8 protein-coding genes and 1 pseudogene are annotated in these 12570 nt (G+C 63.6%); 1 reads left to right on the top strand and 8 read right to left on the bottom strand.

Annotated elements, in window-relative coordinates:
* Positions 1 to 191: 191 nt before the first annotated feature.
* Positions 192 to 1118 carry a PEGA domain-containing protein gene (locus Q319_RS24600; protein ID WP_034415224.1) on the bottom strand — a complete coding sequence of 309 codons (927 nt, stop codon included), beginning with the start codon at positions 1116 to 1118 and terminating at the stop codon, positions 192 to 194.
* Between the two features lie 97 nt (positions 1119 to 1215).
* Entirely contained in the window at positions 1216 to 1734 is a 519-nt protein-coding gene (locus Q319_RS0114420) for a hypothetical protein (RefSeq protein WP_245619255.1), read from the bottom strand.
* Between the two features lie 97 nt (positions 1735 to 1831).
* On the opposite strand from Q319_RS0114420, the gene Q319_RS0114415 reads away from it, so the two are divergent.
* Positions 1832 to 3604: an outer membrane protein assembly factor BamB family protein gene (locus Q319_RS0114415; protein WP_081846060.1), complete on the top strand. Its 1773-nt coding sequence runs from the start codon at positions 1832 to 1834 to the stop codon at positions 3602 to 3604.
* Positions 3605 to 3842: 238 nt separating this feature from the next.
* On the opposite strand, the gene Q319_RS0114410 is transcribed toward Q319_RS0114415, so the two are convergent.
* The 6 genes and pseudogenes from Q319_RS0114410 to Q319_RS0114385 form a co-directional block, all read right to left on the bottom strand.
* The gene (locus Q319_RS0114410) at positions 3843 to 6980 is read right to left on the bottom strand and encodes an alpha-mannosidase (protein ID WP_029483183.1); all 3138 of its coding nucleotides are present in this window, start codon (positions 6978 to 6980) and stop codon (positions 3843 to 3845) included.
* A 317-nt stretch (positions 6981 to 7297) separates the two neighbouring features.
* On the bottom strand, positions 7298 to 7594 hold the full coding sequence (locus Q319_RS27210) for a hypothetical protein (protein ID WP_156039358.1): 297 nt from the start codon (positions 7592 to 7594) through the stop codon (positions 7298 to 7300).
* Between the two features lie 69 nt (positions 7595 to 7663).
* Positions 7664 to 8503: a hypothetical protein gene (locus Q319_RS28725; protein WP_029483181.1), complete on the bottom strand. Its 840-nt coding sequence runs from the start codon at positions 8501 to 8503 to the stop codon at positions 7664 to 7666.
* A 78-nt stretch (positions 8504 to 8581) separates the two neighbouring features.
* Positions 8582 to 8968: pseudogene (locus tag Q319_RS29135) on the bottom strand (TniQ family protein); the annotation flags it as partial.
* Entirely contained in the window at positions 8968 to 9783 is an 816-nt protein-coding gene (locus Q319_RS0114390; RefSeq protein WP_029483180.1) for a TniB family NTP-binding protein, read from the bottom strand. The gene Q319_RS0114390 and the pseudogene Q319_RS29135, both read right to left, overlap by 1 nt.
* Position 9784: 1 nt before the next feature.
* A complete protein-coding gene (locus Q319_RS0114385; RefSeq protein WP_029483179.1) occupies positions 9785 to 12268 on the bottom strand; it encodes a hypothetical protein in 2484 nt (827 codons plus the stop codon).
* Positions 12269 to 12570 lie beyond the last annotated feature (302 nt).

The raw sequence follows: 12570 nt of genomic DNA, 5'->3' as shown, positions 1-12570 counted from the left end.
ATACGGACTCCGATTAGAAGGTGTTGAAAACACCTGCAATCCGAGCGGAGCGAGAAGGAGAAAAACGGGTTCCGGGCGTGAAGTGTAGAGATCGGCGCTTTCCCGATCTCTACGCGAAACAAACGGAATCCGTATGACATGGCAAAGGCGCAGGGGACTGGCGACCCTGCACCAGTTCGATCTTCCCGCGCTCAGCGGACGCTACAGGTCAATTCCGGTGCGCTGCGGCAGACGATGCTGGTGTCCTCGCGGGCATTGACGCGCACCAGCAGGGTCTCGGTGCGGGCGGCGGGGTCCAGCGGCACCACGTTGACATTGACCACGCCGGGGCGCACCCGCACGCGCAGGGGCGTGCTGCCTGCGCCCTGGCCCTCGATCAGCACGCGGGCGGGGACATCGCTGTCCACCCGCAGGCCGCCGGTTTCGCGGTTCAGATTGGCGCTCACCTGCGTGGTAGCGTCTGGCCGCACATTCACACTCTGGGACACGCTGTCGTAGCCGCCCCGCGAGACCTCCACCGTGACCCGGCCCTCGGGCACGTCGCGCAGGGTCAGCGGCGTGTTGCCCACCCGGCGGCCATCCACGCGCACCTCCGAGCCGGACGGAGAGGCGCTGACCTCCACGTTGCCAAAGCTGACCACGCGGTAGACCGTGGTGTCCACCGTGTAACTTCCGGCGGGCAGGGGAGCTGCCACCTGCCCCACCACGCGCGCCACCTCGTCCACGGAACGCGCGCCCGCCGCCGCGCCCAGGTCCAGCGGGGCCAGACTGGTCACGGTGAAGATCTGCGTGAAGCCCCGCGTGCCCGGCAACGTCACCGCGACAGACGTGTCGGCTGCCACCGCGCCCACCGGAAAAACCTGCGCGCCGCCGGACTGCGGCACCACCACCGCAGTCACGAAGGCGGGCCGGTCCGTGCGGAGTTGCAGGGCCGCTGGACCGGGCGAGCGGTACAGGCCACCCTCGCCGGTCGCGGTCTGCACGGGCGCGGGGGTCAGGACGGTCTGGACCTGCACCTGGGCATTGGGCTGCGGGCGCAGCGGGGCGGGCACGCAGGCGCTCAGCAGACCAGTCAGGAGCGCCCCCACCGAGAACAGACGAACGACGCGGCGATTCATAGCGACAGAATAGAAGATTGCTGCCCGACAATTCGGCAGCAGGACACCAAAAAACTGACCCCAGGCGAACCCGGAGTCAGTCCTGTTGCCTTTAAAGTTAAGGCAGGCGCTTCATGATGGACTGGAGGCTGGCGCTGTCGGCCCAGCCCATGCCCTTTTCCACGTACATGCGGGTCATGTCGGTGTCGCCGCGCTGCAACGCCAGGAAGGCCAGCTTGGCGGCGCTCAGGGAGGCCCACTGCTTTTCGGTGTCGTTCAGTTCGCCCAGGCGGTCCCAGGCGTTGTAGGCGTTGATCCACCACTGGGTCTTGGTGTAGAGCTGCGCGAGGTACGCGTTGTAGTCGCGGTTGCTGGCTTCCATGCTCGCGGCGTAGTACGAGTGGTCCACGGCGGCCTTCCACAGCGTGCGGTCGTAGAACGAAACCGGGTAGGCCACGTCGGCCTGCACGGCGAATTCCTGCGCCTTGGCGAAGTTCTCGGGGGCGCTCAGAGAGGCCGGTCCCATCATCGGCATGGTGTCCGTCATGGGCATGGTCTCGGTGGTTGCGGGGGTGGTGTCCTGCGCGGCGGCCAGGCCAGTCAACGCGAACGCGGTCAGCATGAGAATTTTCTTCATAACGTCAATCATCTTAGGCCGTACCCTGGCAGGCGTCCACGCCCCTCCCCACCTATTCACCATTGCGTAAAGGCAATGTAAAGGAGCTTACCTTTAGATGAGGAACTTTCTTGACCACCCTTCCCCGAAGTCCACTCTTCTGAGCGCCCGTCTGCTGGCCGTGCTGTGCGCTGCTGCCGCGCTTTCTCCTGTCCAGGCCCAGACCTCGAATACACAGACCTCAAATACACAGGTCACGCCCGCACCCGGCCTGTCCGTGCCACAGTTCAAGCCTCCCAAAGTCGATTGGAACAAAGAGCTGCGCGTGATCTCGGGGGTTTCGGTGGCGGGGGGAGGCGATCTGGTCTTTATCGGCAGCGACGCGCGCATCCACCGCACCGACGCCGGGGGCACAGAGCTGTGGAATTACGCGGCGGGCGATCTGGGCCGCGCCTACCCGGTCATCACCCCGCAGGGAGGCGTGATCGCGGCCAGTTACGACGACTCCCTGTATGCGCTGGACCCGGCAGGAAAACTGCTGTGGAAGGTCCGGCTGGACGGCGATATCTTCGCCACACCCGCGCTGAGAGGCGACGGCAGCGTGATCGCCGCCACGGCGGGCGGCACCGTTCACGCCCTGAGTGCTGCGGGCAAGGTACTGTGGACCTTCAAGGCCGGTGCGCCGGTGTTCAGCAGCCCGGCCATCGCCGCAGACGGGACCATCTACCTGGGTACCCAGGGCAGCCAGCTTCTGGCGCTGACCCCCGAGGGCAAACTGAAATGGAGTTTCCGCGCCGGATCGCTGGTGTTCAGCAGCCCGGCCATTGACGCGGCGGGCAACATCTATTTCGGCTCCAGTGACCGCAAGCTGTACGCGCTGGACCCGGCTGGGGGGTTGCGCTGGACCCGCCAGACCGGCCTGTTCGTGAACGCCAGCCCCATCGTGACCAGCACCGGGCTGGTGGTGGTGGGCAGTTACGACGGCAAGGTCTACGCCGTAAAAACCGACGGTCAGGACGCCTGGACCTACGCCACCGGTTCGCCTGTGGCCGCCCCCGCCGTCGAACTCAGCGACGGCACGGTGGTGGTCCCGGACCTGAGCGGCACCATTCACGCCATCAGCGCCGGGGGGCAGGCGCTGTGGCAACTGCGGACGGGCAAGAAGATGGATCTGGGCGTGACCGTCAGCGACGCGGGGACCCTGTACTTCGTGACCGAGGGCGGTGGCCTGAACGCCGTGCAAGGTGTACGCCCGCTGGCGGTGGGGCCGTGGACCACCTTCCATGCCCTGCCCAGCGCCGTGGGCCGCGCGCCCAGCGTCGGGGAACTGGCTGCTGCCGCCCAGGCCCGCAAGGGGGCTGCCAGCGCCGCCCTGACTGCCCTGACGCCGCTTGCACCTGTGGCTGCCGCGCCCCCCGCCACCACACCCACAGCTACGACGCCCCCTGTCCCCGCCCCCACCGCGCAGGTGCCGCCCACCACCACCCCAGCCGCCCCCGCTCCAGCCCAGCCCGTGCCGGTGCTGACGCCGCAGCAGCAGGCCATCGTCGCTGCCGGGGTGGCCCGCGCCGATGGCGGCCAGATCTACCTGCCGCTGGCGGCCAGTGCCGGGGCACTGGGCCTGAGCGTCAGCAGCGTGACCCCGCGCAGCGCCAACCTGCTGGTGGACGGCGCGCTGCTGCCGGTGGCCGTGCGGGTCTTCAACAACGTGCCCTTCGTGCTGCTCTCGGCACTGGCTGGACTGCCCGGCACGGCGGCCCGCCTGGTTCTGGCCCCCGCCCCCGCCGTGACCCTGACCCGTGCGGAACAGGACATCACCTTCCCGATCCGTCTGGCGCAACTGGTGCCGCTGCGCGAGAAGCCCGAATTCCCCGGCGTGCTGCCGAAGTAGGGGCCGAGTAAAATCCCGTAAGAGAAGAACCCGCCTGCGATAGCGGGTTCTTTCTGTGATGGAGCAAGGGGGTCTTGGCATCGGCCAGATCCCCCTCCAGTGTGACCGCATTTCCACGATCATTCTTCCTGGGCGAGAGGCGCTTCCTTGACTGGGTTTGCCTGGACCACGGCGACTCTGGCGGTTCCGTGAGATGCAGATGGGTTCACTGCTGGACCGACTGGGCACCTCTGTTCTTTCATTCGCTGGCGAGGAGCGTGACCACCTGATAGGGCCTGATGGCTTGCTCCGTCTCTGCGGAGTCTGAAATCACTTCTTCCAGGAGATTCACAACCTTCCAGCGGTGAATCTCCAGCGCGCTCAGGCCGTCCAGCGAGGTCTGCTGGCTGTGGGCCTCATAGACGCGCAGGATGACGGCGTCCGAATCCTCGGCCAGCTTGAGGGCGCTCAGGCGCAGGCCAGCGGGCAGGCTGATCAAGCGAGACTGGGCCAGAAATGTGCCTTCCGTGGCCGCGCTGTGAAGGGCGATCAGGGGGGCGTTGAGGTTCTGGGCTTCCCTCAGGGTGCCCCCGCGCCAGTCCCCCGCGTGCGGGTAAAGCGCGTAGGTGAACCGGTGCTGACCCTCATCCGCCGTGGGATCGGGATAGACGGGGGATCTGAGCAAGCTCAGGCCCAGCACGTTGCCCCGGCACGAATACCCGTACTTGCTGTCATTGAGCAGGCTGACCCCACAGGCCCCATCATTCAGATCAGCCCAGCGGTGGGCCGGCACCTCAAATTGCGCGGCGTCCCAACTGGTGTTGGTATGGGTGGTGCGAACGACGCTGCCGTAGGCCGTTTCGTAGGTGGCGTGTGGGCTGCGAATATTCACAGGCGTCAGCGAGCGCAAGAAGGTGTGGCGGCCACGCCAGTCCACTTCCGTTTTGATGTCCAGCCGGGCACTGCCGGGCCGCAGTTCATAGACCTGGGTGATGGTGCTGTCGCCGTGCTTGCGGATCACCCGAATGGCCGGATACGGCGCGTCCGACAGACGCTGTGGAGGCTGGGCGGCCAGCAGTTCTTCACCGTCCTCGGCGTAGGCGGCGTCCACCTCCCAGGCGTCGTACTCGCGGGCGATGTCCACGTAGGCCCACACCTGGTTGCCGCGCCCGGCGAGCATCTCGCGGGCCAGCCGTTTGTCGTACATGGACGTGAGCGTGCCGTCGTCGCCTACCGTCACGCGCAGGCAAGCATTGTCCAGCGTCAGGTCGTCAGGGTTGGTGTTGATGGCTGAAGCTGGAGCCTCGGCCTGCCCCACCTTGAGCGCCAGGTAGCCCAGACCCGGCACGGTCATTTCACCGTGAAGGTGAAGCTGCCCACCCTGGAAGTGCGTCTGGACCGCAAGGCCCTCGTCCGTCGTGAGGGCCAGCGGACGCCCCGTTTCAAGGACAGCGCGCAGCGGGCGATCATCGGAAGAGAGGTTCCAGACGACGATGCGCTCCGGGCCGCTCACCGCGTCGCCAAGGGCTTGCAGCGCTGCATTTCGCATGGCAGTCGCCCGCTCGAGCGCCGCGCCGAGTTCCTGGTGGGCCACGTCGTACACGGCCTTGACGCTGGAACCCGGCAGAATGTCGTGAAACTGGTTCCTGAGCAGCGTCTGCCACAACGTGGTCAGATCCTGTCGGGGGTAGGGGTGTCCCAGCAGCCGGAAGGCCAGGGTACAGGCCGCCTCGGTTTCCACCAGCGTGTGTTCCAGACGGCGGTTGAACTTCTTCACGCGGGCCTGGGAAGTGAACGTGCCCCGGTGCATTTCCAGATACTGATCGCCGGACCAGACGGGCAGGTTCGTGGCCTTCACCTCGTCGTAGAACTCGGCCACCCGTGTCATCTTCAGGCGCGGAAGACCGGGGAACGCCTTGAGACGTCCGTAACTTTCCAGCATCTCGGCGGTGGGGCCGCCGCCGCCATCGCCGTGCCCAAAGCTGAGCAGCGAGGCGTGACTGTGGCGCTTGCCCCGGAAATTCCGCCAGGTCTGCAACACGTCCAGCGGGGCGATATCGCCGTTGTAGCCCTGCGCGGGCAGGGGATTATAAAAGCTGTGGGCCAGCACCTGGCTGCCGTCCAGCCCCTCCCAGCGATACAGGTCATAGGGAAAGGTGTTGGTCTCGTTCCAGGTCAGCTTGGTGGTAAAAAAATAGGGCATGTTGGAGAGTTGCAGCAGTTGCGGCAGGTTGGCGGCGTAGCCGAAGGTGTCCGGCAGCCAGCAGACGCGGGCCACCTTGCCGAATTTCTCGGCAAAATAGCGCTGGCCGTAGAGCAACTGCCGCGCCCACGATTCGCCGGAAATCAGGTTGCCGTCGGGTTCCACCCACATGCCGCCGACCACATCCCAGCGGCCCTCCTGAACGCGCTGCTGGATGCGCCCGAACAGTGCGGGGGCGTCTTCCTCGACGTAACGGTAAAGCTGGGCCGAGGACTGGTTGAAGGTGAAATCGGGGTACTGCTCCATCAGGGTCAACACCGTGGAAAAGGTGCGCTGCGCTTTGAGGCGCGTCTCGGAGAGCGGCCACAGCCAGGCCAGATCGATGTGGGCATGGCCCGACAAGCTGATCTCCCCGGTGGGCGGGAAGCGTTTCAGCAGGTCTGCCCGGCGCTCATCCCAGATCTGGCGTGCCTGCCTGAGCGCCGGGCGCAGGTGATCGGGGAACGGCGGGCTGTCCTCGCTGGCAAAATCCCACTCGTCCCAGATCCCGGCGATCTGGTCCGCCTGCTCGCGCTGCTGGACCGCGCGCGAAAGGTACGCGGCGCTGTTACTGCGCTGGACCGGAAGCCCAGTCAACAGCTCACTGAGGGCGTCGGCGAGCTGGGCGGCCAGGTCAGGCTGACCGTGTGCCAGGAGTTGCCGGGCCGCTTCATGTGCCGCGTTGAGGTCGTCGTGCAGCGCGCGGACCTCCAGGTCAGGCTCCACCAGATGGGCCACCTTCAGCCGTGGATGCAGGTTCGGGCGTCCGAACAGGTCCTTGGGGCTGGCCTGAATCTCGATGCTCAGGCGCTGCCCGCCGGAGATCTCAGGGAGCCGGTACTCATGGTGGTATGGATTGAGGCCGCCTATGGGCCGCCCGTTCACACTCAGCAGGCCCTCACCGCCGACATCAAAACGCAGGGAGACCGGCCCTGTCCAATCTGCCGGCACCGTGGTTTCAAAGCGCAGCGTGACCGGGAAATCGCGGCTGGGCCAGCTTTCATTCAACGCAATGGGGTAGGCCCGATCTGAGCCGTGAGCGAAGAACTCACCGCCTGTCAGTGTCTGCCGCCGGGCGTCGCGCCAGGCCCCCAGCTCGTTGAGGCGATTGTGCAGGCGAATGAGGATCTGGGCCGTCGTCAGGGCGTGCGTCATGGAAAAACCTCTCCTCGCTGCTCGACTAAATGATGGACGCCCGGCCCCAGCGCGGTCACCGACAGTAGCAAGTCGGTTTTCAGAATCTCTGGGCCAGCCAACTGGTTTCCAGGCATTTCGGCCTCCTCTTCAAGGCAGAATTTGTGTCGTGCGTCCACGGTGATCCTGGAAATTATTTTACATCTGCCACCATTGTGAAACTTGCCCGGGGAATGACCTCGTCATCAGACAGTTGAGGTCTAGAGCAGGTCTCTGAATGAGTTGCCGGAAGTCCGTTTTTCTGGCGACTCCAGTCTCTCCTTCGCAGCTTTTCGAGTTCATCCTGCCCGGCAAAAATCTCCTGCGCCATGCGGCCCTAAAAATGGCCGTCCTAGACCCACTGCCGTGGATGCAAAAGCCCACTCTGCTCTTTCTAAAGCTCTTGCCGAGGGAACTTTTGCTGTCGTTTGCCATTTAACTTGAGACTGAAATACAGCGTTTTTTGGCCTTTTTGCCATTTTAATTGAGACTGTTGCCGTTTGCCATGAGACCCACTGCATTGCTTTGCCACTTGCCATGAGACTGGCGGAGAAGCGTTTGCCATTTGCCATGAGACTGGCGATACCCAGTTTCACCCCCCTCAAGGCCCCCAACAGGAAAGGGGCCACTGCGCTTTGCAGATGGCCCCTGGCTGATGGAAGCGGTCAGACAGATGTGTTGTAGGGGATCAAAGCGTGCAGGCGTCGCGTAACCATCTGCCGCCACAACTGCTGTGCGTCTGGGTGCTGGTGGTCCAAAAGGAAACGGACTGTCTTCGGGCTGGTCAACGCCTCCGCACACTCCGGCTGCTGTGCCAGAGCGGTGATCAGACCAGCGCACGATGGAGCCTCTAGCAGCCGCTCTATTCCTGTCTGGAGTTGGAGATAGTGGACGGTGCCCTGCCAGGTGCGGCGCGTTCCTCCGAGCATATTGCAGTTCAACCACTCCTGAAGGTGCAATCGGAGTTGGCTTTCAGGCCACTGCATCTGCGCCAGCACCACGCCCGCCCCGGCTGCCAGACAGCGCCGCCACACCGCGTCGGTGAGGTAAAGTCTGCTGCCTGGAAGTGCCCCGGTCTTCTGACCGTCCAGCGCAAAACCCAGCAGGTGTCTCATCCATTCAGAAACCGCGCACTCCTTACGGCAGAGCTGTGCGCTGCGGACGGCGCGCTCACGCAAGCGCCACAGGCATGTCGCCAGATCAACGTCCAAGAACTCGGCCACGTTGATGAGCACACGGCCCCGGTCCTGAACACTGAGCCGTTCAAAACGGCGCGTCGGTTCGGGATCAGGCGCGTCGTCAGGAATAGACAACAGGATCAGGCTGTGGAGCAGCCCCATAAAGTCTTCCCGGCTCAGCGTCACCCCGCCCCACTGCACCTTTCCAGTGTTCAGCGCCTTCTTCACCTGGACCTGAAGGCGCAGCAGCGCCTGTGCTTCCCCACTTTGCGGGGTGTTCGTGTCCGCACTGGGGAACGGTTGATGACAGGCGTGGCACTGCCTCATGGCCGGGACTGTGGTTCCCTGGTGGGCGTGTTTGATCGGTGCGGCACACCCCGGACAATGATCAATCAGCGCGCAGCCGTGCCTCTCGCAGATGACGCTTGTTGCCAAGCGCCAGGTCCACTGGAAGCCTTTTCCTTCGTGGAGGCAGAGGGGACAGACTGGACACCCTCGCGTGCGTTTGATGTGGCCCACGTCCACAACCAACCTCGGCGGGCCAGGCGGCGTGGCTGTTGGAAACAAGGTCAGCCCCAGGCTCAGGGGCCGCAAGGCATGTCCACTCGCTTCTTCCAGTACAGCGATGTCCTGTGCAGTGGCGCTAAGGTCTGGATCATGCCTCCAGAACTGCCCCAGGCCCAGGAGAGCTGTCATCTGATCAGGACGTAAGGCGTTGGCATCGGCCAACCGAACAACATAACTGCTCAGCAATTCACCTGTTCCCGGCGCTGGATAGACCGGCAGCCGCATCACACCACCCGGTCTAACACGTCCATGTATGGCCGGTACTGGCGCAACGACTCCAGTTTAAGGTTGCCGTGCGCCAGCAGCGTTCCCTCCATGAAATCAAGCAGATGGCCCATGATTCCCTTGCTCTCCGCCAGGAGGTACTTCACCGCCGCGTGTGTGACCTCGTGGTCATCCAGTTTCGTGATTTCCATGACCAGCGCCTTGACCACCCCCGCGTCACGAAGCCGGGTCAGGCGGCCACGCGAGAAATTGAAGCGGGTGTTGAGCTGGGAATCGAGCGACAGGATAGCGGCCAGGTCTTCGGTGCCAACAGGGACGACGCACAGGCCCTGAAGAATCAGGGCCTTGATGCAGCGCAAAAAGGGCCTGCCCCGCCCGTCTGTCCCGGCGCAGTCGTGAAATTCATCCAGAAAGATCAGTCCCAGCTTCACCTTGCGGGCCAACTCGACGAAGCGACCCATCCGCGCCGCGTGGGTGCCGGACTCGGCACCGGGCGCACCAATCGCGGTGAGCAGTGCGACGGACAGGTCCGAGACGCGCGGGAAATCGGTCATGGTCAGGCGGATGGCCGGAATGATGACTGCCTCTTTACCGTAGACCGGGGGATGCAGGTACAGATACCGGGCAATCAACGCCGACTTGCCCCCATTGCTCTCTGACACGATGGCGATGCTGCGGGTCCGGTGACGCGCCGGATCAGTTGCGATGGCGTGTAGCTCGCTCAGCAGGGCCAGGCGGGCGGGTTCGGGATACCAAGTGGTTTCGCGCTGGTTGATTAGGGCGTGACGCTGCTCTTGCTGATTGACAGTTTCCATCTCAAGCCTCCATGTGTGGGGTGGGGGGATTGAACTCAAATTCGATCTTCGCGGCTTTCAGTGCGGGCAGAGTGCTGCTGCTCTGCTTGGGAGATGGACTTGGCTTCGGCACATCTACGTCTGTCTTGACCGTACCCGGTTTGCCGCGTCCCGCAGGCCGCTGTGGGCGCTCGGCCAGCACCTGCGCGGCGATCTGCTGGTTGGTGGGCGCACGCTGTTCAGCGACCTGACGGCTGGCCCGGAGCCTGCGCTTATAGGCGGACCAGACTTTCAGACTGAGGGGCTGGCCTTCGAGTTCACGGGGAACGCGGGCCACCAGATCAATCAACTTGCCCGTGTCGGGATGAATGGCCTGGGCCACGCTGATGTCGTCGGCATCGAACACCACGTCCACATTGGCCCGCCGCACGATCAGGGGCGAGAGTTCAGCCGGGACTGCCGCGACGTACATCAGGTCATGCAGGCTGATGCCCTCATGCTGGCACCGGCGCACCTCCTGTGGGCGCATCCGGTGGCGCAGGTAGTCCTCCTGCACTGCCGATAGGGGACTCCAGGCCCCCAGACCCCGCCGCACCAGATCGGCGGCATGTTCGTGGCGTGTCAGCATCTGAAGCGGCGCGCAGAGCTGGTTGTGTCGCTCCACGATGCGGTGGTTGAACTTGATCAGGTCTTCCAGCGACAGGATGGCCCCGGCCTGGGCATCATACTCACCGCGCTTGACAATGGTGTTCATGGATGTTCCCGGCAGCAGGTGCTGCTGATGGGTCAGCGTCCCGATGGTGCGCTCTTCGATGCCGCCGTGGTGCCGTGACGGTTTGTTGCGTTGCAGGACATCAATGCCGAGATGGGTCAAGGCCCGACTGACCTGCCGGTTGACAAATTCGCTGCCAGAGTCAATGCGGAGGCGTTCGGGTAGCCCTGCACCCACGGGTAGCATGGTCACCCCGGCCTGGTTAAGTTCCTGCTGCTCACCCAGAAAAACATCACGCAGAACCAGCAGGATCGAGGCAGCGCTGATGGCCTCTGCGAAGACCACCGAGCGCACCACCTCCGAGGTGACGGCATCCACCACGGTTACGATATTGGCCCGTCTGGCCCCCTTCCTACGCTGTCCCTTGCCTCTCTTGGCGCGCGTCACGATGTCCAGGGAACCGTCTTCACAGGTAAAGAGATCGGCGGGCGTGCAGTCCACCGTCAGCAACTCGCCGCAACACAGCAAGTCCAGACGGCCCTGGCGGGCTTCCAATTTGTGCGCCGCGTCACGTCCATCACGCAGCAGGGCGGCTTGCACAGGGTCACGGTCTGTCCAACGCTGAAGAAAGCGCTTTACGGTGTTATATCCAGGGACGGGCAGCTCCTCATCCTGACAGGCTCTGGCAATCCAGGCATATAAGTCAGCCACCGATCTTGCCCGCACCCCTTCCTTGCGGTCCAGTGGGATGAAGTAGTGCTGCCGGGTCAACTGCTCCATGATGGCCGCCACCTGGGCGTCAAGCTGCCGCCTGGGCCGCCCCTTCGTTTCCCCCAGTAGGACGGCGGCCACCTCAGAAAAAGTGATGCCCGGTGCGCCCGCTGCTTGCAGCGCCGCCCGGAACCGGAACAGCGAGGGCCTGGAGACCCCAGTGGCGGCGGTCAGGCGCTCCACATCGGCCTCCTCCAGCGGCTGTGAGGGATCGTTGTACAGGACAAACAGATGAAGAAGCCGTGTCCCGCGCGCAGATTGTTTGAACTTCTCTTCCCGGTGCAGGTGGGTGGGCTGCTGCTTTGTGGACGGTTCAGGCATCACAGGCGGTGGGTTCTGGAGCAGCGCGAGCATCGGCACCCCTAGAACAGAGTGTTGGGGCGCGAGACTGTTGCCGGGGAGGTCAATCCGGCACGCCAGAGGCTTGACTTCGGCTTCCGCCACCAGCTCCTGAGCCGCGAGCATTCCTTTGAGTGAGGCGTCCACCTGGGCCTCATTGCCCTTCGCCAGACGGAGAGCAAAGTCACGCACGGCAGACATCTGCATCGCTCCGCATTCACGCAAAAGGGTCACGATGTCCTGACGAACGTGTGGGTCAATGTCATAACCGCAGTACCGCCCGAACATCTGGGCCTGTTGTAAGCGCGCCGGGCTGTAATCGCTGTCCCTGAAGATGTACAGCGGCTGACCCAGACCAGCCAGACGCTCTGCTTTGATTTGCCAAATCAGGGCCGCGTTGGCGATCATGGCTCCGACGATCCCTGCGGGTTTGCAGTCCACTGATAGTAAGCGCCCATCTGCCAGCGTCAGTGTGAAATCGGGCGTGTAGATGTGTTTGGAACCATCGGGCAGATGGTAGTCCACGCCTTCAGCTCGCGTGATTGACGTGATGAATGGATCAATATCCCAGAGCCGCAGAGCGCATTCCTCGATGGTGCTTTCAAACGGCAGCGTAATGTTAAAACGCCGCAGCAGCACCGTCCCCTTGCGGCTTGGAGTGGAACCCTCATAGGTCCGAATCATGGGGCAGTGCCCAGACAATGTGAGCCGAAACCTCGCACACCCCACGGGTGCGCCAGTAAACTAACCATACGGTCTCCTTTGCGAGTGACCTGAATTTTTTTGAGAACGCTGCGCTGATGCCCGTCAGAGCAGCATTTTTTTGTCTTGCGGGGTATCCAAAAGGATCAATGCGTTTGGCCCCGTCTGATTATAAGGATGTTCTGGTCTGTTCGCAACAGAATCTAATGAGTGTATTCGGAGACATGAAAACTTCTCCTGCCCCAACGCTACAGGCCATCCGCGCTGCATCTTTTGGCTCTCCA

The organism is Deinococcus marmoris DSM 12784, assembly GCF_000701405.1.
Classification (GTDB): Bacteria; Deinococcota; Deinococci; order Deinococcales; family Deinococcaceae; genus Deinococcus; species Deinococcus marmoris.
This window is presented reverse-complemented; position numbering and strand designations above follow the sequence as displayed.